Origin of the sequence: Paraglaciecola psychrophila 170, assembly GCF_000347635.1 — a bacterium.
In the GTDB taxonomy this organism is placed as follows: domain Bacteria; phylum Pseudomonadota; class Gammaproteobacteria; order Enterobacterales; family Alteromonadaceae; genus Paraglaciecola; species Paraglaciecola psychrophila.
In genome coordinates, this window is the sequence record NC_020514.1 from 1,649,565 (window position 1) to 1,675,500 (window position 25,936).

The window sequence follows — 25,936 nt, forward strand, 5'->3', positions numbered from 1 at the left end:
AATAAAAAATTGGAGATGCAGTGCCAACATTCACTAACAAACAAAATGGTATCGGTATAAAACGGATCTTCAAGGCTACTATTTGTTCTTACTATGGATTTAGAGCAGCTTGGACACATGAGTCCGCCTTTCGTCAAGAACTCGTCATGGCGATTATGCTTATTCCTTTGACATTTTTATTGGCGGATTCCGCAAACCATTGGCTGCTTTTATTTGGTTCAATTATGTTTGTGCTTTTTGCTGAAATAGTCAATTCGGCTCTGGAGGCTTTGGCCGATAGTGTCACACTAGAGCACCATGCTTTAATCGGCCGAGCTAAAGACTTAGGATCATCAGCAGTATTTATTGCACTTAGCTTTTTACTTGTCGTATGGGGCGAAGCTATCTTCCGGTATTTTCATTAAAGAACCGTTTTATTTTTACCACGCTAGTAGTAAAACCTCTATTTAAGTGGCGCATTAGGGCTATTATACTAGGATCCTTAATCAGCTAAGCCACCGAATATATAATATCAGCAACGAATTTATGTTGTGTGGTTCAAGCATTTTTCATTTTTCATTCTTCATTTTAGATTAAGTCACTTAATGCCTGACTTACCGCTGTTTTTAGTGACATAAAATGGCTTTTAGCCAACCCCTCAGCCTTATAGACCTTATAAAAGTCCGTTACAGCGTAAATGTCTTGATACCTATACCCCAGTTTCGATTAACTACAGTCAACAGCAATAAAGCCGCCTAATTATGGGAATGTGATATGAAATTATTATCTTTTATCAGCATGCTATTAGTATTAACGGGCTTTCATTTTCAGGTGAACAGTATGACCAAAAAAAAACATGATTCTGCAGATATAAAGTCAGTATTTGAACCCATGATAAATGATAGATGGATTGGTATTGGCATATCTTATGGTTCATATCGTGACGGTGAGAGTCCTGGGAAAAAGAGTGTTTCGTCTGAGAAAGATATTCTTCAAGACATGCTGTTATTGACTGCTGATAACGATGTATCTTGGAATCTTATCCGAATGTACGCTGCTGATGCAGCCAGTGAACAAGTATTGAAAACGATCAAAAAACACAATTTGCCTGTCAAGGTAATGCAAGGCGCTTGGCTATCTTCTACTCAGACTGACGAAGAAAATCAGCAGCAAATTTCAGACGTTATTCGTTTAGCCAATGAATACAAAGACATTGTGGTGACAGTCAATCTAGGCAATGAAATTTTTGTCGACTGGTCAGCGCATAAGCTGGAAAAATCTGATTACCCAAAGTATTTAGGGTGGGTTAAAAGAGTGAAGACAGAGACGGAAGTGCCGGTAACACTAGCCGATGACTATAATTTTTGGAACAAACCATGGAGCCAAGAAATAGCGCAAGCACTGGATTATATCGTTTTGCATGCTTATGCTATGTGGAATTCTCAACCCCTCGAGAATGCGTTGCCATGGACCGAGAAAACCTTTTTTGATATCCGAGCATTACACCCGACTAAGCAGATTGTGTTAGGTGAATCAGGCTGGGCAACTAGTGCTATTACAAGTAATGGTGACGAAAGTTTAATTATAGGTGAGGCTAGCGAAATCGCCCAAAAAGTATTTTATGACGCATACAGACAATGGCTAGTCGACAATCATATTGTGTCTTACTATTTTGAAGCTTTCGACGAAAAGTGGAAAGGGGGCGAAGATAAGCCCGACGGTATTGCTGAAAAAAATTGGGGAGTATTTCGTTCAGACCGTACACCTAAGATGGCAATAAAAGAACACTATAGTAAGGGCAAGTAGGACAAGGTTGAGCGTAGTTATAAGCTCAATAAAAAGTTAAATGCTTTCATCTTAGGCATTTTGTTTTTCATAACCACAGCCCTTCGTTTCAATGTGCTTTACCGTACTGTGTTGCGAAGGGCAGGCGACAGTATATTCGACCACTGGCGCTGGGTTCATTCAGCTAGCTGCTTTATTCTAAAGCGAATGTATTCTTGTAACCAAAGATTAGGTTATATATGGATCACCAAAGCTCGAGTGATTTTAAGCGAGATAATAATGAATGACAAAAGTAACTTAATCAAATTGATTGTTTTGGAGGACCACGGCAGAGTGTGATTTTAAGGAGATGTTTGTTGCGCGTTTGGTTCACTTAATTCGAGTATCTGATGGATATTTTCCAAAAAATATAAAATAGCGATTAGAAAATCACACCACATTCATAAAGTATTTTAAATAATGAAGCCCAGAAAAGTTAGATTTTTACGTGTAGAATATGTTCATGTGAGAGAGTGTTTATCTTCTATTGCTCAAGGTAAGAAGATACAATAATTATGCTCCATAAAAAGCGTTAAACGCTTAGTTTTGTTGCCAAAAAAGAGGGGCGATGACAAGGTCAATATTCGCCATGACGCACCAGTAAGGGGGGGATGTTTACCAGAGACCTTAATCCTTGTCAATAACAATGCGATACAGGTCCTCAAGGAGCGATGTGCACAAGAAATTCTGACCATCAGAAATGTGCTCAAATATAACATTAATAACCGTCACCCCTTAATTTTTGTTAAGTTAAAAATCTATGCAGGGCACGCTCACTTAATACTAAAGGTAAACACATGATCAATATTTTTCTAAAGCTGCGATGGAGTTTAGCAGTAGTCGCTATTATGCTATTAATGGGTTGCAGCAAGCCCTCCGAAGCTCTGCACGTCTTGATACCCACCGCGTCAAAGAGTTCAAGCGTTCCCGATAGTGAAGTGAGTCAAAAGGTTCAGTTAGCATTATTGACGATCCCTGGGATTGAGACACTTGATATCAATGTATCCACACGCAAAGGCGATGTTCGCCTGGTGGGTATTGTAGATACCCAGGTTCAAATAGATGCGGCGCTTAAACTTGTCCGAGAGACTGACGGAGCTTTCACCATTAATAATCAACTCACCATTAAGCAGTAATCTAACCGTCAAAATATCACTTAGCTGCGGTCAGTTTTGAGTATTGAGGTTGAAAATTTAGACAAAGTGAAAAATCTGATTTTTACTTATTTAGGGATGGTTTATTTTTCTGGGCAGAGCATGCAGTTATAAAGATAACTACTTATTACTGTGGTTATCTTAGTGATTTTCTGTAGCTAAATTATATTTATGAAGCTGTGGCAGATGGAAAATAATAAATAAGTACATTCAGTTATAGGCAGATTCTACTTTTATCATCAACAACGTGTGGACGCTCATCGATACTTATACGGTCTTAATAAACCCTCTGCCTGCTTCTTTATTCTTACTGCATGATTGATAAGCTTTACCTTTCCTATATAAATGTTGGAATAAATGTGCTGATAAATTGTTTCATAACTAATATCGATGCTCTGGTCCTCCCTAAGCCACCCAGACACTTAATCTGGACTCCATTTCGCAGTAAGTTTTGACTCAATTAATGCAATGAGTCCTGTTGTCATTTTAATGGCTTTATAAGTGGCTAATCGTCGTATGTCTGTCGGTGTTTGAGCTTGCTTAAAACGATAGCCTCGTTTGCCTGTATTACGGGAAACGCCCTATTAATAGTTGATTGACTAACCTTTAGCTGTTTGGCAATTTTATTTTGGCTCATACCTGTTTTACTTAAAGCATAAATCTGGCATCGTTGTTTATATGTTTTCATTGTTGCATTTCTTGCCTGAGAAAAAGCGATTAGCATATATTTAGCTGACCGTCTTTTCTACTCGTTCAAGTCATGCACTTATTATTTGAATCCAAGATAAGAATCAATACGTGTGACTATAAAAATAAAATTGAAACAATATACTAACGGAAAAAAAGTACTAAAAGCGAGCCGTAAGATCCATAAATGGCTCATGCTTTTTATCGGTATTCAATTTGTTATTTGGTCGGCGACCGGTGCATATATGGTCTTTTTTGACATCGATTATATTCATGGCGATAGCCTAGTGGTTAATCACCAAGATAAGATCGAACCACATGACATTCAGTATTCCTTAAGTACCTTGTTTAACGAATACCCCAATGCTGAAAATATACGACTAGCGACATTTTTACAGCAAACAGTTTATCGTTTCGTGATCAACACTGAAAACGTACCTGTGCAGTTTTTACTGGATGCTCGCTCTGGAGAATTACTTTCACCGATACCAGAGTCGAAAGCCATTGAAGCCGCCTATTATTATTCAACATTAGGCAAGGTGAAAAGTGTGGAACTAATTACTGACAATCCCCCCTTTGAACTAAGCCCTCGCGCATTGCCTGCTTGGCGTATTAACTTCGATGTTTTTGGTTGCACCCTCTATTTATGTTTCTCAATCAACCGGAGAACTTGTCGGTAAACGTCATACCTTTTGGCGTTTATTTGACTGGATGTTTCGCTTCCATATTATGGATTACGGAGATGCAGAGGATATTGATAACTGGCTACTATTTGTTGTGACTTTCTTTGCTATTTTAGGGGGGGGGGTAGGGCTGGTAATGACCTTGTTTTTAGTTATAAAACCATTTAAAAAAAAGCCGTATCCAATAAGAATAAGTCACGAGGTGTCTTCTAATGAAGTGGGTTAGAAAACTTCATATTTGGGCATCTATTGTGGTTGGTATACAATTTTTAGTGTGGTTAGTTAGTGGTATTTACTTCAACTTAATGGACACTACTAAAGCCTTTGGTCGAACGTATAAGGCCCACATCAACGTAGAAATCCGATTAGATCGCGAGCGTCTGGTTGACCCTTCAATTGTGTTGTTAAAATATCAGCCGAGTGTGTCGATTGAGCTAATAAAAATGTTGGGCCAGCCTTTTTATCAACTGACACATGTGCAAGCACTTTATCCACGTTTTAAAAATAAATATACACTAGTGGATGCTTACACGGGCAAAGAGTTTTTAATTGATGAGCAGGTGGCAGCCAAAATCGCTGAGATTTCTTATAATGGGCCAGGAAAAATATCTAATGTTATAATGGTGGACTCATTTATTCCAGATTACCCTAAGCAGCAAAACTCGGCTTGGCAAATATATTTTGATGATGTGATTGATACCATTGTCTATGTTGAGGCCAACTCAGGAAGGATTATTGGGCATAGTGATGAACATAAACGTTTTGCGGATATTTTCTTTATGCTGCATTTTATGGATTACGGTAATAACGGCAGCTTCAATAATATTCAAAATGTGATCTTTGCTATTGCTGCTTTATGGTTAGCCCTCAGTGGATTTATCTGGAGCATACATTTGGGTCTAAAAGGGAAATATAATATTAGACGCTAAGGAAGCCTGATATAAAGACAAACTCATCTAATAGTAAACCTATAATTTTGTTTTTTACTGATCGTTTTTGCACTGTTTCAATGACTATTTAAGTTCATTAGTATGTTTAGCTAAACATGCCAAGCCTCTATGAAGTAGCAATGTTTCACTGTTTATATTTGGACAGGTAGTCGTATTTTTCAACAGGCTGCCGGCGCATTTTAATAAGTAAAAAAATACGCCTAATAGAATAAAAGTTTATATCCCTGAGTCATAGCGAGCGCGCAGTCGTGTGGAGTATTAGTCACTTTTTCGCAAGGGCCACTCATCATTTAGGCCGCGAATAGGTCGTGGAAATATAATTTTGCATGTCGATAAAGTTTACAGTGAAATGGTTAAAAATGACAAGTTAGGTATTTTTACCAATTGTAACTATTACTTATTTTGTTCTTAATATACGAAAGCCTCAAACTGGTATTAAATAATTACTGTGCTAGCATATTTTAGAAAGAGTCGGTTTAAAACAATGAAAATCAATTTTATACAATGCTTGCATGTATACCTGATAGTAACCTTTTCGACATTACTCATCGCCGCAGAGGAACCAGAAATTTCTGGTCTACAAAATATATTTAATGACACCAATTTGATCTCTGAGTTAAGGCAAGGCGGCTATATTTTGTATTTTCGGCATGGCAAAACTAATCACGATACTTATGATACGGATCGAATAAATTTAAAAAATTGTTCGACCCAACGTTTATTATCGGAAGAAGGGCGCAAAGAAATGACTTGGGTAGGTAATACCATAAGGCGACTGGATATCAAGATTGGTACTATCGTCAGCAGCCCTTATTGCCGTTCTATTGATACTGCGACTCGTGCATTTGGTCGCACCGAGGTCAATAATGACTTAAAACATACTATTACTGCAGACCAAGCGACGATAATTCACCAGGCCCAAGCGCTTAAGAAAATGCTATCAAGATTCCCCGATACTATTGGAACCAATGATGTTTTGTCTGCACATACCGCCAATCTACAAGAAGCTGCAAGGATCTGGCCCAAGCCTGAGGGTGTGGCTATTGTCTTTAAACCACAAGGCAATTCATTCAAGTATATTGCGACTATTCGACCTACAGATTGGCAAAGACTGCTTACGGTCGCGGGTTATTAATACAGCAACGGCCTATGGATAATTGATTATGCTAAATTTCGAAATGCAAACTTTAAAATGAACTGGCTATCCAATTTATCCATTCGATTCAAATTTCTGTTATTACCGGCAATTGCAATACTGCTGTTAATACCATTGAGTCTTACCTTTCTCACTGAGCAGAAATCAGAATACGCATTACTGGTACAGATCGAACGTGAACATATTCCAAAGATGCAGACACTATCCAGACTATTTTCTGATTTTTCTACTAACCATGTTCGTTTCATCAGCCTGTTGGCATCTGCGCTTAAAGAGAATCTTTCCGAAGAAGAGTTTTATGCGATTGGTCGGGAGCACATTTCCATATTGAATAGCATTATAAATGACTTCGAAAAAATGAAAGCCAGTTTAGACCTACTTCAGCATCAAACGTTGCTCTATTCTAATTTAAAATCCGAACTTGAAGCCTATTGAGACCAAATGGGTTCCACGGTATTGATGTCTTCAGTCAAGATTGATTTAATCGTGAGATTTATGCTACGTGCGAATGAGTCATATGATAAAGCCAATACTCAATTCCTTAATTTCATTGATAACTCACAGATAATAACCGAATACTCGGTGATTAATGCGAGGAAAAATCTCGATAACATTCGCAATCATCTTTTTATGGCCCTAGGCGCTACGCTGTTTTTTATCATTGTCGCCAGTTTTAAACTTTCCCAGATATTTCTTAGTGACATAAAGATCATAATTTCCAGTTTGAGTGGTCTTGCTGATGGAAACACTAATATCCCAATACCGAGGGGGGAAAGAAAAGACGAATTAGGTATCGTTAACCATGTACTCGAAGTGTTCCGAGAAGCTTTAATCAGGCGTGATGTGGTGGAAGTTCAATTAAATAAAGAAATTAGCAAGCGAAAGCAAACGGAAATGTCAGTTCGCAAAACCGAGGAGCGCTTTCGTGCTTTATACGAAGACAATCCGTTAATACTTTTTACTATTGACCAAGATGGCAAAATTCTGTCTCTTAACCGACGCGGTGCTTCTCAATTTGGTTTTTCATCGGATGAACTGCTAGGTTCGTCGATTTTTAAACTAGTGATGTCGGATGATCTCGGAGATGCCAAAAAAATGATTCAACAGTGTACCAGTTTGCCGGGTACAAGGAGGCAACTGACACTTCGCAATACTCACAAAAATGGCAATATAATCTGGTTGCGCGAAACGGCACAAGCCATTAAGTATAATAACAACGATAGTGAACGTTCCGAGATAATGCTGGCCTGTGAGGATGTTACCGAAGCTCAAGATTTATCGGCGAAGCTATCCTACCAAGCGACACATGATGAGCTTACAGAGCTGGTCAATCGTTGGGAATTTGAGCGACGGGTGACACGAACGCTGGAAACGGCAAAGAACGAAAAAAAGCAACACGTACTTTGTTACATAGACTTGGACCATTTCAAAATAATCAATGATACTTATGGGCATGCGGCTGGCGATCAACTCTTGATACAGATAACTAAGGAGTTACAAAAACATATACGCTCACGTGATACGATAGCCAGACTCGGCGGTGATGAATTTGGCATTCTGTTCGAACTTTGCTCAATGGCTGCCGGTCTGCGTGCCGCCAACGTTTTGGTTAAAGCCATTGAAGCATTCCGCTTTCCTTGGGGCAATCATGTATTCCGTATCGGTAGTAGCATAGGTGTTGTCGAAATTAATGAGCTCTCAGTTGACTACGGAACGCTCTTGTCAGAGGTTGATACCGCCTGTTATCTAGCCAAGGATCTCGGCGGAAATCGTGTGCAGGCTCATGAAGCCAATAGTGAACAATTGGCAAAAAGGAGAGGACAGATGTTCTGGGCCAATCAAATTCCAAAGGCGATCGAAGCAAACCAGTTCGAACTTTATTACCAAACGATAAGTCCACTGAATAAAAGCAATGAGTTGCACATAGAATTATTAATTAGGTTCAGAAATGAGCAAGATGAAATTATTTCTCCAGCTGTTTTTTTACCCGCTGCGGAACGTTATCATTTATCCAGCAGCATTGATAAGTGGGTAGTTAATCGTGCTTTTTCTATGTTAAATAAAATGAAAAAGGACGCACCAATTATCGGACAGTGTTCGATTAACTTGTCGGGTACCTCAATGGGCAATGCAGATTTTCTCCAATTCTTGCTAAAGAAAACTGATGAATTTAAAATTCAACCCAATCATATCTGTTTTGAAATAACTGAGACGGCAATTATCTCAAACTTGCACGCTGCAAAAAAATTCATGATGAGATTGCGCGATAAAGGCTTTATGTTTGCGCTGGATGATTTTGGCACGGGTCTATCCTCTTACGAGTACCTAAAAGAATTACCGGTCGACAAACTCAAAATTGATGGTGTCTTTATTAGAGATATCGATAAGGATCCGATAAAACAGGCAATGGTCAAGTCGATTAATGAGATTGGTCACGTTATGGGTTTAGAAACTATTGCTGAATTTGTTGAAACAAAATCAATTTTGGATATGTTGAAAGAGATTCAGGTTGATTACGCACAAGGTTACTATATTTCCAAACCACAACCTTTTGCCAATATTGCTGCGATAGAGAAATCCGAACAGTTGCCTGCCATTTCTAAGGCAGACTAAAATACACAAAACTCATAAAACGCTTTTAAGTAACTATGGTTCAATACAATTCTATTTGTAAGTTTCATTGGGAACATGCAATAGAATATTTTAGTGAGTTTTACCCTGAATGTTGCCACAGCGTGGCGAATAGCATCAACAACTACTTGCGAAGCCGCGCTAACTCAGTCAGGTATTTTATTCTCTGCCGCATGATTTTTTGCTGCTAACTTCTGTAAATTTGGTAAGGCGGCAATAGTTGCGTTACGGATTTGCCCCGCGTCATGTCGTACGCTCTCGCTTACATTAGCCATTGCATGCTTCATTCTTTGTGCAGGATCAAGTCGAGCAGAGTTGAGGAAATTCATGATTGCAGGGTTCTTCGACCAAAGCATTCGGTTCATCACATTGCCCAACATCGCCTGCGGATAATCCCCAGGTGTATCCGTCATTTGTATCGGCATAGCGAGGGCGTTCTTTTCCTCATTGCTTTCAAATGTTGCTTCGATAAATCCAGCGATTGATGCGCTCAGTGAGACCAAGGGTACTTGCAAGATGGCAGGTGTTATTCGATTACCTTCCCAGATTGGCTTAACAGCTGAACGCTTAGCGGCGGTTGCAGTGCAATCAATGAACAACGAATCAACAGGTACCTCTGCGTCGCCATCCAGCCCGTGTAAAAAGCCAGGTTCAATTAAGCTAACCCGTCCAATTTTAATTATATGTTTGATTTGCCGCAGTAAATCGACTTCGCCTTCAGAGATTGTCGGATAATGAAACTTGCTGGGTAGGCTACTTTGGTCAAGTCGGAACATATGACCATGTTTTTCCAAATGCAGGAAGATTTCATCACCGCTAGTGGCAGTTGCGCCAATACGCATTTGTTCTAGCTGCCAACCAATACTGTTGCCTGCGAATTGTGAACCAGGCTGGGTAGAAGCACGGTTGATCAACCAGGTTTCACGAGGGCGAACCCAGCTTATACTGGACGCTTCAACACCCATATTCATCAGCCAAACGCCCACATCCATGGCAGTTTTACCACCGCCCATTATGACATAATGCCCAGGGGGCTTCGCATCGGTTATCCAAGCTTCGGGCAGTTTGCCAGGTGTGGTCAAACGCACGCCATCAGCGATTTCAAACTTGCGTTTGTGAGTGGCAGGAACAGAGGCGGTCCAAGCACTGCCATCAACCACTTTACGGCGAACATTTACGCGGGTTTTCTTACCTGAAATACTTGACACAATGGTGTGTTCGCCATTAGTACCTTCTTGATACTTTGACATCGGGAAGTAACTAACGCGTCCACTTGGAATGAAGCGTTGTTGCATTGCTTGTTCAAAATAACTGAGTACTTGAGTTCCCGTGGCGAGCTTGTAATAACCTTTATTGGGACCGTCTGTGTCGATAAGATCATCACCCAAACTCATTGAGTTGATACCATAAGTCGCACTAGGCTGATGCAGTGTCACAAAGGGATAAGCGACATTCCAGTGTCCACCTGGTTTTGGATGCTGATCAACAAAAGTGATATGTGCATCACTATATTCAAGCAACGAATCCGCAAAAGACAAGCTAAGTGCGCCCGTTCCAACGATCAAATAATCAGTGTCAATCTCATACATGCACGTATTCCAATTTTTATCTGCTTCAGTCTAGTCAGGATAAACGCAATTCCTGACCTATACAACAAACCTAGAATAAGACAATACTAATTTTATTTGATGGGTAAAGTTTAATGGATACAGAAAATTTATAAATTCTGAAACAGTGCTAAATTGAGATACAAAAAAGTTCAAGACAAATAACACCTGATAGGCTGCCAGTAATGAGTCGTGATAGAACAATGGGTAATTCAGGATGAGATTTAATCATTAAGCAGTCAACAAAAACTGCCCCCGATTTAGCTTTAACTTTGTGTTCAATGTTTATTTTATAAAACTCTAGGCCAAGTTAGATGTGAAAAGTGTGCATTACTTTATATCTACAAGACAATATGCAACGACTGTTTTGGTCAAGTCCAACCGACACTCTCTAAAGGAATGTTCATACTCAATGAGTGATTGATCGCCGCTCGACGAATGCAACCGCTTTAATAATTATCTAGAGTGTTTACTCCAAATATCACTATGAAATACTAAACCCTTTGGAGGCTGTCGTAAGTGATGGGCTTTCAAAAAAGTTTGTTCAATTAAGCAAGTCGTTATACGTTTTGACGTGCTCCAACCAACAATGCGACGACCAAATGAGTCCATTACGATTGCCAAGTATTGCCAGCCTTCACCTGTTTTCAAATATCTCACATTGCATGCCAACTTTTGGTTGAGGCTTAGCGGATTAAAAGTAAAAAGACCGCTAACTTCTTTAAGGTTGCAGTCTTGTTTTGTTCGATATTTATTGCAGGTCTAAAGCGTTATTTGACTAAAGTGGATGAAAATTTACTCTCTCTCATCATTTTGTTGTTGCGTTCTTCAGCCTCAGCCCAATCTTTAGGCAGCGTTTTGGCAGCCCAAAAGAATGCAATGATAGAGATAATGTAGGGCACAACTTATGATGTAATCGCAAGACGTAACGCATGCACTTCTCCATAGTGTCCTGTTAATGCAGAGCTTAAGAGACCAATATAGCTTGGGCCTCCACCCAGCGCTATTAGATTTAATATTAAAAAGAATAATGCGGTAGACATTGCTCGCATGTTAATCGGTGCAAGTGTTTGTGCTGCAGCAAAACTAGGGCCTAAATATACGCCGGCAGAAATGAGATATACAGTAATCAGAGCTAAGTGCAGATATATGTTCTGCACCCAAAATGCCCCAATTAGAGCGGGCACGCCGATTATAAGCACAGCGCCGGGCAACCAACCATATGCGCTGATATTTTTTTTAGCTAATTTCTCGGTGATTACGGCGCCATAGTAGGTGCCTGCGCCATAACCAACAAGGTGAATCGAGCCAAGCATTAACATCAACCAACGAAACTTCCCATTACCAACGCCTGGTGCATATTCTGGGAGAAAACGAACAATATAATCGACTCCCCAGTTCGCCACAGCATAGCCTCCAAAACTGACCCAGGCGATACCCATGCACATAGCCCACCAGCTCGGAATTTTAGCTAATGTTTTGATCGATTTTCCAATGCTTACAGGCTCTAAGACAATGTTATCACCCTCCATTTGTCCGCGTTTTGGTTCGCGTACTGCCAGCGCAATAATTAACGCTAAAACGACTCCCGCCACGCCCAACGCAATAAGAGTGCCTCGCCAACCAAGCGTTTCAACTAATATTCCAGCTAGGATATAGGAAAATGCGATACCAATTGGAATACCTAACGAGTAAACACCTAGTGCACTTGCGCGTTTTTCCTTTGGGTATAAATCTGAAATTATAGAGTGAGAAGGAGGCGAACCGCCAGCTTCGCCAATACCAACACCTGTTCTGGCAATAAGCATGCTTGTAAAGCTATTAGCCATGCCTGTAAACGCGGTAAACAAGCTCCAAAAAAAGACTGAAATACTGATGATTTTAATACGGCTATAGCGGTCTGCTAGCCAAGCTATTGGGATGCCAACAGTGGTGTAGAGTAAAGCGAACCCAAAACCTTTGAGAAGGCCAAGTTGCCAATCTTCGAAACCCAGGTCGGCCTTGATACTGGGAGATAAGGCACCCATGATTTGGCGATCAATAAAACTAAATATATAGGCCAAAGTGAGTAGCCATAATACAAACCTGCGGTAGTTACTTTACTAGGCAATCTTAGGTTGGCTCATACAATATCCTTAGCTTTTATTAATCTATATATCAGACACATCTTTGTGGATCTAGGTATCGAATTATAATTATATTTTAAACATTTATAATGTGTTTGAGGTGAATAATGAGATTAAACCCTAACCTTGATCTATACAATGGCTATAGGTGGGTGAAATGTAGTCTTGACATAACCGACTGTGGCTAGTTTGAAAAACTAACCACTGAGAGTGTGAAACTGAGACAACATAACAACAATAGAGTAGATAACGGATGATTAAAATAAAGTTAGAATGTTCTATTTCAGGAGGGTGAAACTGACAAACATTAAAATAAACCATTGATAATAATGGTTTACTTTAATGTTTGGGTGATGATGCAGACCGCTGATTTACCCGGTAAAGTAACCCAGCAGCCGTCCCCGTTCTGAATTGAAATGGTTCGTTGGCGATGTTTCGCTCGATACCTGCTTACATAGTCAGCTTCGCTATATAAACATTATTTTTGCTTAATGCTCTTTTGCAAGCCGCTAAACCTTATAAGCTTGGATCCTTGCTTTCATTTCAAGGGTGATTTGCGAAAGTTGCAGACTAGAAGCGGATAACTGTTCTGCACCCACCACCGTTTCTCTGGCTTGGCCATCGATAATTGCGACGTTTTTGCTAATACTTTGGATGACCAAGCTCTGTTCTCGTGTTGAACTTTCTATCACTCCGGTTACATCGTCCACAGACTTAATGCTCTGGACAATTTTTGCTAATACAGCAGAAATTTGTTGAGCATTTGTAACCGCTTCTTTGGCTTGCTGGTTACCACTTTCAATGCTAGAAAATGCTTTTTGGGAGCTGTTTTTTAAGACGTCGACTACATCTGATATTTCTTGGGTCGATTGTTGTGTTCGTTTGGCAAGTGTGCGCACTTCATCTGCTACAACTGCAAATCCTCTTCCTTGTTCACCTGCTCTGGCTGCTTCTATGGCTGCATTTAATGCCAGTAGGTTAGTTTGATCAGCAACTGATTTAATCACGTCTACCATGCCTAAAATATCGCTTACTCTGCTGTTCAACTCGGTAATTGTGGTACCTACTCGGGCGACTTCTACCGCTGTTTGGGATATACCTTGCATCGAGATTTTGACTGCTTCTTCGCCGTTTACTGTTTCTTTTGCTGCGGTTTCTGCGCCATCTGATGCGACCAACATATGCTCCGTCACAGATTTTATGCTTGCGCTCATCTCTTCTGTGGCACTGGCTATACTAGATATCTCTAATTGAAGTCGTTTCAGGTTGACTTTGCTTTGTTCTGTTGCGCAAGCTGCTTGCTCGGTTGCTTCACCAATTTGATCAGCGTTTTCCTGAAAACTGATAAAGTCAGTTCGGATATTAGTAAAAGTAATATTGATTAACTTAGCTATTATACCTAGTTCATCTTCGGTGATTAGTTCGACTTTGTCTGTTAGGTCTTTTTCTAAATTTACTTTGTTCATAAATCTATTAATTTCAAAAGACTGTAACGCTCTTAATCTGACCGTGCTAAAGACCGCATAAGCGACGGCTAACATTAAAATCAACACTAAAGATTCAGATACGATAACAAAAAGTCGATTGCTGACATTACCTTGAGCATATAAATTAGCTTCATCAAGCAGTGTTTGTTCTGTAATCTTAAGTTTATCGATACGAGCTGTTGCGGCTTTGAACCAGTCATTCGGCTCTACGTTGAATCCGTTCATATTGTTTTTAGCAATATCTCTGTAGCCTTGTACATCACGACTTTCTTTCGATTCAACAAATCGGTTTAATACTTCTTTGAAATCTGACGAAGCGACGGTGTAAGCCGATTTAATGTAGGTTTGTTGTTTTGTGAGCAATTCAATAAAGCGAGTCATTAATGCTGGAGTGAATTCTTCGCTAGCAAATACACTATTAAGCACAGCACGTTCAATACCTGCTTGTTCTTTGGCATAAGCGATATTATATAAAATAAGAAATCTTTCGGCTGATGTGGTTTCTTCTAGCTCGGATGCCAAATGTCCATTCAAATCTAAAAGAAGCAGATTATTAGCAGTGTAATAGCGCAGTGCTTTTGGCAAAGTGATACTTAAAGCATCTACTTGTTGCCGGATGATTTGTAATTGACCTAGGTCGTTGAAAAGTTGTTGCATCGTTTTGTTGATCTGTTGCTGATAATCGATATCGACCATAAAACTTTTTAGGCTGTTGACTTCTTTGTCAGTTAACGTCCTTTGATTTTTGAGTTCAGAAACAAACTCACTGCCTTTTGAACCAATAAAACCTGCAGACATGCCCCGCTCTTTTTGCAATTCATGTACAAGTTGACTGGTAATAGTGACTAACCTAACATTAGAAATTGTTTTATTTGCCTGCTCGAGGTCGTGGTAAGCACGAAAAATATTTGCTGTGATAAATATCAGTAAAACAGCAACAGGAATCAGTGTTAACAAAGACAGGTATCTAGATAACCAACGTTTCATATTGTATCCGATGAAGGGTTTTTAATATGGTGATAGTACTACTAAGGTCATGAACGGAACATTTATTTTAATTTATGGCTAATTAGCGTTCACCCACTAAAAATTGATAAACTCTATTAAAAACATGAGCTAAGGATGACTCTTCAATCGAATACTGTCTCAGCTTACTAGACTAAAGTATTAGAATGTAATCGATTGAATTGTCATCACCGCATGTTTTTTTACCGTCCTTTTTTATTATTCGATAAGCTCAAAGGTTAACCCCGCATGATTTTCTAAACGTGTTATTAATTTAGTTCCAAAAATACTAGCGGGTGTCCAGAACCCACCAGACACATTTTTTTTACTGATATCTTGCACTAAACATGTAGCGGCTTGACCTAACATTTTAGCGGTAGAGCCATAACCTGGATCTTGGTCTCCTGTCACTTTACAGCGAATTTCTTGGCCACTATCAGTTTTGCCGTAAAAACGTAAATCGTAAAACCCTTTTTCTTGAGCATCTAGGCTTGGGCCTTCACCGGGTTTTGGTAACATAAATCGTTCCATTGCCCAGCGAGTAGGCGGTATAACGGCAGCCATAGCAAAGCTACCTAATCCCACACCTACGCCTGCCGCTATACCACTGCCGATTAGGCCCTTCCCAGTCAACATGGCTTCGTTGTATTCAAAATGTGGGCTGTAGCCACCTGCTATCAATGCATTACTTCTGTGCACAATGCGGGTGTTAATGACCGCCATCACAAAAGGAGCCACCCAGCTGTTAAAGTCGTTATCATATTGTGGACGATTCATATTGTTTTGACGTAATTTGTTACCGTGATTTGGCGGGCAAATCGCATATGGGTTAGCTAAAACCTTACGCAGGGCAGGGTTACTGGCCACTTCTTTAAATATATTGGTCATGCTAGCTACTGTGCCGCCTGATGCTGCCCCCTTCATCTTCTTGACGCGCATTTTGATACTACTGCAAGTTTCACCAAACTTTTGTTTCGCATGTTGTTGTAAAAAATACACACCTAAATCAGAGGGTACAGAGTCAAAACCACAACTATTTACAATACGGGCACCGCTTATTTTAGCCAGGTCTTCATAACGCTCTAACATTTTGGCTATCCAATGCACTTCACCCGTCAAATCACAATAGTCGGTGCCTAACGCCACGCAGGTTTTTACTAGTGGCTCACCATATAAAGCATAAGGACCGACAGTGGAAATTACTACTCGGGTGGCACTACAAAGCGAGTGAAGACTGTCTTCATCCGCGGCATCAGCGACTATAATATCAAGTGCTTCCCCCGCGATACCCAACGATAATTTCAATTCGTTTAGTTTGCTTTGTGAGCGCCCGGCAATAGCCCATTTAAGTTCGCCTTCAACGGAAAATTGAGCCAGCATGTATCGCGTTAGTATTTGCCCAACAAAGCTGGTGGCACCAAATATTATAATGTCAAACTTAGGGGGAGTGTCTTGCATAGTATTTTTTGCCTCTGAGGAAATCATCTTAGTTTATTTCACAGCATTCAAATTTGTGATGCCTTAACAACACTTTAAAAACTTATACTGAGTTGTTGATGTAATCTATCAGAATAAATTCACTTTAGGGCGAAACATAATGAGCAAAAAATATAATACAACCGAAGTTTGGATTGAAAAATCTAATGTGGCTAACACCAAAATTGTCACAAAAGAGTTAGACAGTAACCAACTAAGCACTGATGAGGTGTTACTTGAAATTGACTCTTTTGGGTTTTCAGCAAATAACGTCACATATTCTGTGTTTGGCGATAAGATGGGTTACTGGGGTTTTTTCCCAGCTAATGACACTTGGGGCATTGTACCTATGTGGGGTTTTGCCACCGTGCTTGAGTCAAATCATCCTGAAGTAAAAGTAGGCGAAAAGGTCTATGGGTATTTGCCTATGGCTTCGCATTTAGTGATCACTGCAGGTAAAACCTCGCCCACTCACTTTTTTGATATCGGTGACAAGCGTAAAAGTATTTCACCCGTTTATGACAACTATGTGCGCTGTGCCACCGACCCCGGTTATCAAGTTGACAGAGAAGCATGGCAGTTAAATTATCGGCCTCTTTTTATGACTTCTTTTGTGTTGGATGATTATGTCGGCGAAGGTTTAGTCGCTTCTGAGCAGCCCGTTAAACAAGTGATATTGACCAGTGCCTCGAGTAAAACAGCTTATGGTGCCGCTCACTTATTGATGAAACATAAAAAGGAGCGGGGATTAGACTATCAAGTGATTGGTCTGACATCTGCCAGTAACAAAGCTTTTACCCAAGATTTAGACTGTTACGATCATGTACTCAGTTATGACGACATTGCCGAACTTGGTCAAGATAAAACTAGCTGGGTGCTGGATTTTGCAGGTAACAAGAGTTTGCTACTGAAATTTCAAAAACAGTTTACAGACAATCTCGATAAGTTGGTCTTAATCGGCTCAACCGATGTGGATGCGCAACAAGATAAGCCAGACGGTCACTTAGACAGTGAGTTCTTCTTTGCACCAAGCCAAGTGAAAAAGCGCTCAGGTGAGTGGGGGCACGCCGGGTTTGCTGAACGTTATGCAAAGGCTTGGCATAGTTTTGCGATTCATATGCATGACAAGGTTTCAGTGGCTGAATACTCAGGAGCCCAAGCGATTGAAGCGCTGTATCACACCGGCCTTAAAAATAAGTTAAATAACTTGGAAATTAATGTACTGACGTTTTAGTTAAGTCAGCCTTAAATAGGGCACTACCAGAGTTGGCTGTGCCCGATGATACTCATTCTACTATTCGAAATAATCGCAGGTCTTAGAGTCTGACTCTTACTCACTCCGCGGGATTTTCACACTATCAGCCACAATTTCATACACCACACCAAGTTTTACCATATCAGTTTCGCTTCTTAAATCGGCTTTAAAGTGGGCTGCTTGTTCTGGGCTGACTTCTTTTTGTACCAGTTCACCTGCAAGCATGACGGTTTTGCCGCTGCTGTCTGTGGGTATAAAAAAACTATAATCACGAAACGAAACCCGCAAAATATGTTGGTCTTGTTGTGCGATAAAAAAACACCCTTTCTTTTGGCATACTTTGGCTATCCTAGCTTCTACTTGAAATGGTTTCGCCAGGTGTGAAGAGGAGTCTGTGAGTAAATTTTTCATACTAAGCTTAGGCAGTGAATTATCAAGTTTTACTCCGAAGGTTTCACTTTGGGCGTCCTGTGTGACGGGCTCTGACAACCTCAGTGTCTCTGCATATACGTTGAACGTGAGGACAAAGCCGAATAAAGTGCTGAGTGCGAGTTTCATATATCACCTTTAGTTTTTTGTTAAGTAAATCATAAGCGCAGTTATCATAAAAATCTACAAGTGTTGCTGAAACCAATCGGTGAGTTCTTTTATCGCTATTGGTTTTGATTTAAGACCCCAACCACGACCTTCATCTTCATATATGCTGAGTTTATGTGGGTGGACTAATTTTGTTAGCAGTTCGGCAAGCCATTTGGAATTTTCAACGGATACCCTTTTATATTGGCCTCCATGTTGTAATAAATCGGGACGTTTATATCGAGTTTGTGCGCCTATTTTAATACTGAACGTTTTTCTAATTCAGCCACTTTGTTGCTGGCATAGTTGGGTATCCTAATTATATAGACTCCTTCCATAGCAGGTCTAAATTTTAATTACTCGTAGTAAATCTGTGGTGATTGCATTAACTGCAACGGTTTTAACCCTAGGTATTTCTTGTAATGCAATGAACGTCTGCATTCCACCCCGGCTAGAGCCATAAATGCTCAATCTATTGGAGTCTACACCGTCAATGTTTGGAATGAGACTCAACAATTTGACGACATCTTCCACGTCTGTACCGCCAAATTCATCGTAGTTTCCAAGTACGACTTCCTTATCAAATGCGCCTCGATATTGAGTGCCTATAACGGCAAAACCATTTTCAGCAACAGAAAAGAGACGGTTAAACATTGAGCCAAAACCATAGCGCTATAACGACTATTGCCCCTAGGATTATATATTAAAATTGGCAGGCTTTTGTGTCCTTTGGGCTTGATAATGTACCCATCCTAACAAGTTACCCACTTGTCATTTAAATAGAATGTAGTCCATAGACTATTTGTATTTGTATTTGTATTTGTATAAGTCTGTTTTAGGAAAAAACACTGGCAGTTTGTTGAGTCTAATTTCCAATTCCTCTGGTGTTTTAGTTTTGCGCTGATTACTTTTTTTAAGCATGCCAAACCAAGTGTCATACTCCTCAAATACTTTGCTGTAGCAGTTTTGTAGGTTGGAGATATCTTTATACTTCAGGATGTTTTGAGCAAAAAATGAGGAGTGAAAAATGTTTGCTAATAGCAAACCAATAATAAGTATCCGTGACATATTAATTCCATTTAAAAGATAACGTTATAAAAACCATTGAGTGAAAAATCTACCCGTTATAACGGTCTCTGTAAAATCCTGTTTGCAATATTTATTATAAGCTGCAATTTCACCGAAGTCTTTTCCATAATGCTGAACCTGTATCTTTTAGGGACTCAATGACAACGTAGAAACCTGGCAAGTTGTTGCCTTAAAAAGGTTAAATTTACCGATGAATATCAGAATATATTTTACCTAAAACCTGTATCGTTATGAATTATATGCGTTTTAGACACCAGCCATACTGGCGTGTAAGTTGCTTCACCTCGAATAATTGTCTCTATCAGTCGTAAACATGCAAATTACTAGTAACCCACTATCACTCTTTAGTTACATTGGTGACAATAATAAAGCTGATGATGTGCTTCAAGATCTTGCTAAAGGCAATAAAAAGGATGTTAGCGGTGGGCTTGACGTGCTTGAAAGTGGTTTAAATCGAGGTGCGTTTGAAGAGACTTTACAACTATTTGAAAAAGGCGAAGTAGATATCGATCTGAACTTAGTTAAGAACTATTATAAGTTCAATCAAGAAAAGCTCAACAGAGAAGTCGCACATTTAGCTGAAAATTTTGATCTTGGATCTGAAGTCAGGGTGACAATACAAGATGGAGCGTTGCTGGTTGCAGGGGAGGCTGACAACAGCAAAGCACTGCAGCAATATATTGATAAAGACAATCGTCTTAGTACTTTAATACAACAAACCGCTAAATTGTCTCAGTTTGTGGAGTGGGGACAAGCAAAACAGCAGGCTGCTATATACAAGTCTGAAGATATGCCGGAAGCACAGTTAGTCGATTTTTTAAAGGATGCAAGGTTAGTGGTGACTCAGAGCAATCACTTTATTATGTCTGAGATGGGCTCAACTTTTTACTCTCAGGGACATACACAACGGTTAATTGATAATAATTCTAAACAGACAGAATAATCCTTTTTTGAAGTTTAAATAAAGGTTTACTCCAATTATTTAATGCCTTGTTTAATTAAGCTGAGCCACACCAATGACTTAAATGAAAATAACGAACTCACTCAATTCTGGAAATAATTGAATCATAAAGTGTATAAGCTAACCGAGTAAACTTTTATTGAATAAAATAGTCGATAGTTAGCAAAAAGCCTAGATTGATTCTTTATTCATAAACAGGTTTTGTCGAACGTAATTGATGACTATTTCTCACAGGATATATAAAATTTTTGTCTTTGGTGAAGCGAAGACTTGTTTTGGTATAACAACTACAGCTATATTGCTGAAACCTTTAAGGTTAGAGCTTAATCCCATGAATAATAAATCACTGCATTATAGATTGGGAGCCATGTGGTCTTCATTCAAAGATTCATTCATATCCTGAATCACCAGGTTAATTTGACTGATTAAAGAGCCTACACTCGCCTTTTTTTTGTCTGTCAGCATAGATAATCAAGGCATAAACAAACAAAAACGAATGAAATTTTCTGTTTATAGATCGCTCTAGGCCACCATTCCAATTGCTCTTAATATAAATGTCGGTTAGCCATGTTAAGACATTGATTATCTGGTTTTCCACCACTTTTCAATATGGATGTGAAGTTTGGCTTTTTTTAGGTGATCTAAGGTAGCTACTCTATCTGGTTGATTTAAGAATTGACCAATGACAATCGCCTGATGTCCATCATCTAAAGTGATATGAGTTTGTTCGAACTCGCTTTGTGCCTCAATTGTTTTGACGAAGAGTTTATCTCTATTAAATGAATGAAAACGTTTGGGATAATAAACACCAGCTTGAAAGGTGACAGTATCTAAATGAATGGTAATTATTTGCTTTTGATAAGTCGAATAAGACACGCGGTACATTAAAAACGCCAATAGCCCTGCTTCAAAACCAGCAAAGGGTAGGATTATCCAAACGCCCACTGCGCTCCAAGCGATGGCAATGATCATTACAAAAGCAGCCATCACCATTATAATGATCTTATTTTGCTGCCAATTAGCGGAGCGATTAGGTTGAAGGGTTAAGATAACCGATTCATGTTTATGTTTTAGTTTAACCATTTGATGATCTTTTCTTTGTTTCAATTGTTAAATTCTGGCAAAGTCCGCTTTTTATTTTTCAGTATAGGTCATGCAATTCTTATGTTTTTAAAAATGTCAGCTAAGCATATTCGGATATTTTTGCTGTTTGTGTGGTTAATCATCTTATTCTGGCAAACACAACCACTTAGCCTAATACAAGAATACGCAGGATTTGCCTTTTTAGGTCTCTTGGGTGCTATTTTTGCAAATGCCACGGGGGCAGGTGGGGGCGTTGTTTTTGTGCCTTTTTCAATCAACTGGAGTTTTCAGTTGCCAGTTCTGTGGCTACCAGTTTTGCCATTCAGTGTTGCGGTATGACCGCTGGAGCTGTGACGTGGTGGACGTTTTATAAACAGATTAGAGCCAATAATCAGCCGCAGTCTTTATATTGGCGGCCTCTAGGTAAGACTCTATTGTTAACGGTCCCATGCTCTTTGTTAGGTCTGTGGATGGTGCAAATTAGCCCTCAATTTTTTGCTCATTTTAGTGATCCCAACAGTTTGCATACCGGTTTTGGGGTTTTTTCAATTGGCTTAGCATTAGCCATTTTTGCCACAGTATTTTTGTTGCGTAATCAAGACTTCAATACAAAGCTATCTCTAATTGATTATATTGCTTTGCCGACTATTGCTTTAGTCGGCGGTGGTATTACTGCGTGGTTATCCATAGGGGTAGGAGAGTTGGTGGCTGTGTATTTAATAATTCGTCGCTTCAATGTGACTTTTGCCATTGCTAGCGCGGTTATATTGAGTGCATTGACGGTATGGGGAGGGATTGTGTTTCATATCTTCATTACTCAAGCCATATATTGGCCAGTGGTACTCTTTGCCGGTGCAGGTGCCATAGTAGGCGGTATTTTAGCCAAGCAATTGGTATTATATTTCTCAGCCAAAAATTTAAAGTTGTTTTTTGCAGGTTGGATATTTATTTTAGGGATCACATCTTTGCCCTTTTAATCGCCTAAAGTAGTTTAGGCGTCATTCTTATTTGTAATAGTCTTCTTTATTGCAATCTATTAAACAGTATTTGGTAGTTAAAATTTCTCGCTCTGGCGAGCTTGGCGCAATCCCAGAGAATATTGCCTGTAACGATGTGGTGGTGACGGAAGAACATTAGAAATAAGGTTATCTGCTGCTCCGAACTCGCCTTCAAAATTATTATTGACTACTCTGCGCACCCTTGTGTAGATCTAAAGTTGGGTAGAGGCTGACTATACTCAAGTGGAGCCATCGAGGACATCACAACAACTTCCTCTATTAAACATATAGGCACGGGATGCTTTAAGTCCCAGTCCACCAATCGAGAGCAAGTCAATTTGGCTGCAGGGGCAAATTTTGAACTCGCTGCATATCAACGCGTTGAAGTGATGAATTGAGCGTGTGGAGTATGTGGCCAGCAAAGCATCGAAATTATTTTTGATCAATTACCTCAATACTTCACCAGAGATGCCTAATCCCCTTGCTCGTGATTACCCCTATTTACTCACTGACACAGCAATTAAGAGACATACAAGTGATATTCAGGCAAACGGGCGGTAATCATGGTGTTGCTATTTGATGTAGCTGTTCGAACAGACCAAACTGAACAACGTTTACAAGTTTTAGATGCGCGTGAAGATGCGGGCAGACATAATGCTTTTGATAAACTAATAGGCGCCAACTTGGACATGTTGGCAGTTGATAGTCATTCGGATGAGTTAGTTCTAGGTGTGGTGTTAAGCTCAAGAGCCAGTTTTGAACTGGTACAGAAAGCAGCCATAGTGAATATTCGTAATATTGTTGCTATGGGTGCTCCATCTGGTTTAGCCATCGATTTAGCCAAAGGTTGTGATATCTGCTTACTTGGTTTTGTAAAATCGTCACAATCTTCGACTGGTTCTGCAATCGCATTTAATGTTTATTCAAGCCCACAACCGTTGGTTTGAAACAATAGTGAACCTGTTAATCGGTGCTTAGCATCACAGACTACGTTTATCCAATACTCGACTAGCCAACATGACAGCCCAAATCACTGAATAAATTGCAAAGATCACAATCATCCATTGCGGCATAGATATATCCATAAATGACCAGTTTATATCACCGCAATCACCTGTGGCACCGAAAATATTGGGCAACCATTGATGTAACGGTGCCCAACTTGGAAAGTTAGGCACAAACTCGCAGCTAGCAAAAAATGGGTTGGCCGCAGTTTGAATATCAACATGTTCGATGGCTATAAGTAAACCCCAAATAGCGGATACTCCCCAACCGATATAACCCATTAATCGAGGGTATAGATTATTGACTAGCATCGCCGGTATTGCCGCAAACATTACCCCAAATACGGCAGTTCGTTGGTAAATGCACATAATGCAAGGGCGTAAATCTGTAACATGTTGGAAATACAACGCGGCAATTTCTAAGCATAGCGCAGAGACAAATAATAGTCCCCACGCCCGTTTATCAGTAGATAATGATGATAGTTTATTTAGCAAAGTTGCATCACTCATTTAGTGGGGTATAGCTACACTACCGGGTATCATTCCAGAGTGATGCTCAATAAAGTGCATGTCATACAACCACTGTGTTAAGTCGTATAATCCGAAGTAAGTCGCAGCCAAGCCAACGAGTGTCAATACCACAGTGTAAGGCAATGCCATATACACCATAGTGCCATAAGACAATCTGAGTAGTGGTGCTATAGCTGACGTTAGTAAGAACAAGAAAGCGGCCTGACCGTTAGGTGTGGCAATGCTTGGAAGGTTAGTACCGGTATTAATGGCAACTGCCAATAAATCAAATTGGTCACGGGAGATGGCTCCACTATTCAGTGCTGCGGTCACTTCGGTGATATATACCGAACCAACAAATACGTTGTCACTGACCATAGATAACAAACCATTGGCTAAATAAAACATCACTAACTGTGTTTTACCTTCAAAGGTTAATACCCAGTTAATCACAGGACTAAACAGACCTTGGTCGATGATTACTGCCACGATACCAAAAAACACACATAACAACGCAGTAAAGGGTAACGCCTCTTCGAAAGCCTTGCCTATAGAGTGCTCGTCAATTACACCACCCATAGAAGTAGTCAAAACAATAATAGACAACCCAATTAATCCAACTGCGGCTAAATGCCCTGCTAAACCTACAACTAACCAAACGGCAATCAAACCTTGTACCACTAATCTAACTTTATCTTGTGTGGTTAAGTTAGCTTCGACGTTTTTGTCATAATCAGTCAATATTTGCCTAACTACCGGCGGTAATTCTGCGCCATAACTAAAGAGTGAAAATTTCTCAACAATAAAAGTAGTGGCTAATCCTGCAAAAAATACCGGAATGGTGATAGGAGACATACGAATGAAAAACTCTATAAAGTCCCAGCCCGCTTTATCTGCAATGATAAGGTTTTGTGGCTCGCCGACCATCGTCATTACGCCACCCAATGCGGTACCTACACCAGCATGCATCATCAGGTTACGTAAAAAAGCCCTAAAGTCTTCTAAATCATTACGGTTAGGCACGTCATCATCGTGGGAGTGATCGTGTTCAGAATGAAAGTCTTTACCTGATGCCACTTTATGGTAGATAGAATAAAAACCTAAACCTACCGTAATAATAACTGCCACAACTGTTAGCGCATCTAAGAATGCCGACAAAAATGCACATGCTGCAGCAAAGGCTATAGATAGTGCAATTTTATTCTTAAGTTTTATCAAAAGTTTAGTGAAGAGATACAGTAATAATCCCTTCATAAAGTAGATACCGGCCACCATAAATACCAAGAGTAGGATGACCTCAATATTCACCACCATTTCATGTTTCATATGTTCTGGTGTTGTCATACCGATAAACATCGCTTGCATCAGCAAGAGACCGCCCGGTTGTAACGGATAACATTTTAATGCCATCGCTAAAGTGAAAATAAATTCTAGTACTAACGCCCAGCCTGCTATGTAAGGATTAAATATAAATAAAATGGGGTTGATGATAAGAAATGCGACAATAGCCTGTTTATACCAACTTGGGGCTTTGCCCAAAAAGTTGGCTGCTACTGCTTGAGGTACCGACATTTGCATAAGCAAAATTCCTTGCTGAATATTATAATTATTGAATCAACGTTTTTCAGATTGTACTCAATAATAAACTCAAAATCCTATAGTTAGCACATATTTAAGTGAAATTTATCTGCTTTT

Annotated in this window: 22 protein-coding genes and 2 pseudogenes; 12 read left to right on the forward strand and 12 right to left on the reverse strand. The window is 39.7% G+C overall.

The window, feature by feature from the left end; genetic code table 11:
• Positions 1 to 20 precede the first annotated feature (20 nt).
• The 3 genes from C427_RS07170 to C427_RS27260 all read left to right on the forward strand — a co-directional run bounded on the left by C427_RS07170 (position 21) and on the right by C427_RS27260 (position 2,939).
• Complete coding sequence (locus tag C427_RS07170; RefSeq protein ID WP_007637412.1) at positions 21 to 404, forward strand: diacylglycerol kinase; 384 nt, start codon at positions 21 to 23, stop codon at positions 402 to 404.
• Between the two features lie 415 nt (positions 405 to 819).
• The gene (locus C427_RS07175; protein ID WP_041250488.1) at positions 820 to 1,785 is read left to right on the forward strand and encodes a glycoside hydrolase family 17 protein; all 966 of its coding nucleotides are present in this window, start codon (positions 820 to 822) and stop codon (positions 1,783 to 1,785) included.
• A gap of 815 nt (positions 1,786 to 2,600) precedes the next feature.
• Positions 2,601 to 2,939 carry a BON domain-containing protein gene (locus C427_RS27260; RefSeq protein ID WP_034899161.1) on the forward strand — a complete coding sequence of 113 codons (339 nt, stop codon included), beginning with the start codon at positions 2,601 to 2,603 and terminating at the stop codon, positions 2,937 to 2,939.
• Between the two features lie 523 nt (positions 2,940 to 3,462).
• On the opposite strand, the gene C427_RS07190 is transcribed toward C427_RS27260, so the two are convergent.
• Positions 3,463 to 3,645, reverse strand: coding sequence for a helix-turn-helix domain-containing protein (locus C427_RS07190; RefSeq protein ID WP_007637422.1), 183 nt, complete (start codon positions 3,643 to 3,645; stop codon positions 3,463 to 3,465).
• Positions 3,646 to 3,757: 112 nt separating this feature from the next.
• Here C427_RS07190 and C427_RS07195 point away from each other — a divergent pair, with 112 nt between their 5' ends.
• The 5 genes from C427_RS07195 to C427_RS07215 all read left to right on the forward strand — a co-directional run bounded on the left by C427_RS07195 (position 3,758) and on the right by C427_RS07215 (position 9,046).
• Positions 3,758 to 4,324 (forward strand): hypothetical protein, encoded by a 567-nt coding sequence (locus tag C427_RS07195; RefSeq protein ID WP_236613748.1) that lies wholly within the window; start codon positions 3,758 to 3,760, stop codon positions 4,322 to 4,324.
• A 215-nt stretch (positions 4,325 to 4,539) separates the two neighbouring features.
• A complete protein-coding gene (locus C427_RS07200) occupies positions 4,540 to 5,256 on the forward strand; it encodes a hypothetical protein (protein ID WP_007637425.1) in 717 nt (238 codons plus the stop codon).
• Positions 5,257 to 5,761: 505 nt separating this feature from the next.
• Entirely contained in the window at positions 5,762 to 6,412 is a 651-nt protein-coding gene (locus C427_RS07205; protein WP_007637427.1) for a histidine phosphatase family protein, read from the forward strand.
• Between the two features lie 57 nt (positions 6,413 to 6,469).
• On the forward strand, positions 6,470 to 6,868 hold the full coding sequence (locus C427_RS07210; protein WP_007637429.1) for a hypothetical protein: 399 nt from the start codon (positions 6,470 to 6,472) through the stop codon (positions 6,866 to 6,868).
• A gap of 6 nt (positions 6,869 to 6,874) precedes the next feature.
• Positions 6,875 to 9,046 carry a putative bifunctional diguanylate cyclase/phosphodiesterase gene (locus C427_RS07215; protein ID WP_148285893.1) on the forward strand — a complete coding sequence of 724 codons (2,172 nt, stop codon included), beginning with the start codon at positions 6,875 to 6,877 and terminating at the stop codon, positions 9,044 to 9,046.
• Between the two features lie 164 nt (positions 9,047 to 9,210).
• Here C427_RS07215 and C427_RS07220 read toward each other — a convergent pair whose 3' ends face one another.
• From C427_RS07220 to C427_RS07235, 5 genes and pseudogenes are all read right to left on the reverse strand, one after another.
• Positions 9,211 to 10,653, reverse strand: a complete 1,443-nt coding sequence (locus C427_RS07220) for a hypothetical protein (protein WP_007637440.1) — start codon at positions 10,651 to 10,653, stop codon at positions 9,211 to 9,213.
• 480 nt (positions 10,654 to 11,133) lie between these two features.
• Positions 11,134 to 11,370 (reverse strand): annotated as a pseudogene (locus tag C427_RS25835) (DDE-type integrase/transposase/recombinase); the annotation flags it as partial.
• 206 nt (positions 11,371 to 11,576) lie between these two features.
• On the reverse strand, positions 11,577 to 12,734 hold the full coding sequence (locus tag C427_RS07225; RefSeq protein ID WP_007637454.1) for a spinster family MFS transporter: 1,158 nt from the start codon (positions 12,732 to 12,734) through the stop codon (positions 11,577 to 11,579).
• 572 nt (positions 12,735 to 13,306) lie between these two features.
• A complete protein-coding gene (locus C427_RS07230) occupies positions 13,307 to 15,271 on the reverse strand; it encodes a methyl-accepting chemotaxis protein (protein WP_007637455.1) in 1,965 nt (654 codons plus the stop codon).
• A gap of 237 nt (positions 15,272 to 15,508) precedes the next feature.
• A complete protein-coding gene (locus tag C427_RS07235) occupies positions 15,509 to 16,747 on the reverse strand; it encodes a saccharopine dehydrogenase family protein (protein ID WP_007637457.1) in 1,239 nt (412 codons plus the stop codon).
• A 139-nt stretch (positions 16,748 to 16,886) separates the two neighbouring features.
• On the opposite strand from C427_RS07235, the gene C427_RS07240 reads away from it, so the two are divergent.
• Complete coding sequence (locus C427_RS07240) at positions 16,887 to 17,999, forward strand: DUF2855 family protein (protein ID WP_007637459.1); 1,113 nt, start codon at positions 16,887 to 16,889, stop codon at positions 17,997 to 17,999.
• A gap of 96 nt (positions 18,000 to 18,095) precedes the next feature.
• Here the strand turns inward: C427_RS07240 and C427_RS07245 are convergent, their stop codons facing one another.
• The 3 genes from C427_RS07245 to C427_RS07255 form a co-directional block, all read right to left on the reverse strand.
• Complete coding sequence (locus tag C427_RS07245) at positions 18,096 to 18,578, reverse strand: DUF4920 domain-containing protein (RefSeq protein WP_007637461.1); 483 nt, start codon at positions 18,576 to 18,578, stop codon at positions 18,096 to 18,098.
• A gap of 363 nt (positions 18,579 to 18,941) precedes the next feature.
• Positions 18,942 to 19,250, reverse strand: coding sequence for an alpha/beta hydrolase family protein (locus tag C427_RS07250; RefSeq protein ID WP_007637462.1), 309 nt, complete (start codon positions 19,248 to 19,250; stop codon positions 18,942 to 18,944).
• Between the two features lie 144 nt (positions 19,251 to 19,394).
• A complete protein-coding gene (locus C427_RS07255) occupies positions 19,395 to 19,664 on the reverse strand; it encodes a hypothetical protein (protein WP_007637464.1) in 270 nt (89 codons plus the stop codon).
• A gap of 334 nt (positions 19,665 to 19,998) precedes the next feature.
• Here C427_RS07255 and C427_RS07260 point away from each other — a divergent pair, with 334 nt between their 5' ends.
• On the forward strand, positions 19,999 to 20,628 hold the full coding sequence (locus C427_RS07260) for a hypothetical protein (RefSeq protein ID WP_007637466.1): 630 nt from the start codon (positions 19,999 to 20,001) through the stop codon (positions 20,626 to 20,628).
• A gap of 600 nt (positions 20,629 to 21,228) precedes the next feature.
• Here C427_RS07260 and C427_RS07265 read toward each other — a convergent pair.
• A complete protein-coding gene (locus tag C427_RS07265) occupies positions 21,229 to 21,729 on the reverse strand; it encodes a DUF2244 domain-containing protein (RefSeq protein ID WP_007637468.1) in 501 nt (166 codons plus the stop codon).
• Positions 21,730 to 21,810: 81 nt separating this feature from the next.
• Between C427_RS07265 and C427_RS07270 the strand changes: the two are divergent.
• A pseudogene (locus tag C427_RS07270) lies at positions 21,811 to 22,706 on the forward strand (sulfite exporter TauE/SafE family protein).
• A gap of 584 nt (positions 22,707 to 23,290) precedes the next feature.
• The gene (locus C427_RS07275; RefSeq protein ID WP_007637471.1) at positions 23,291 to 23,674 is read left to right on the forward strand and encodes a formate dehydrogenase accessory sulfurtransferase FdhD; all 384 of its coding nucleotides are present in this window, start codon (positions 23,291 to 23,293) and stop codon (positions 23,672 to 23,674) included.
• Positions 23,675 to 23,707: 33 nt separating this feature from the next.
• Here the strand turns inward: C427_RS07275 and dsbB are convergent, their stop codons facing one another.
• Both dsbB and nhaB read right to left on the reverse strand, forming a co-directional pair.
• On the reverse strand, positions 23,708 to 24,241 hold the full coding sequence (gene dsbB, locus C427_RS07280; protein WP_007637472.1) for a disulfide bond formation protein DsbB: 534 nt from the start codon (positions 24,239 to 24,241) through the stop codon (positions 23,708 to 23,710).
• Positions 24,242 to 25,819, reverse strand: coding sequence for a sodium/proton antiporter NhaB (nhaB, locus tag C427_RS07285; RefSeq protein ID WP_007637473.1), 1,578 nt, complete (start codon positions 25,817 to 25,819; stop codon positions 24,242 to 24,244).
• Between the last annotated feature and the right edge of the window lie 117 nt (positions 25,820 to 25,936).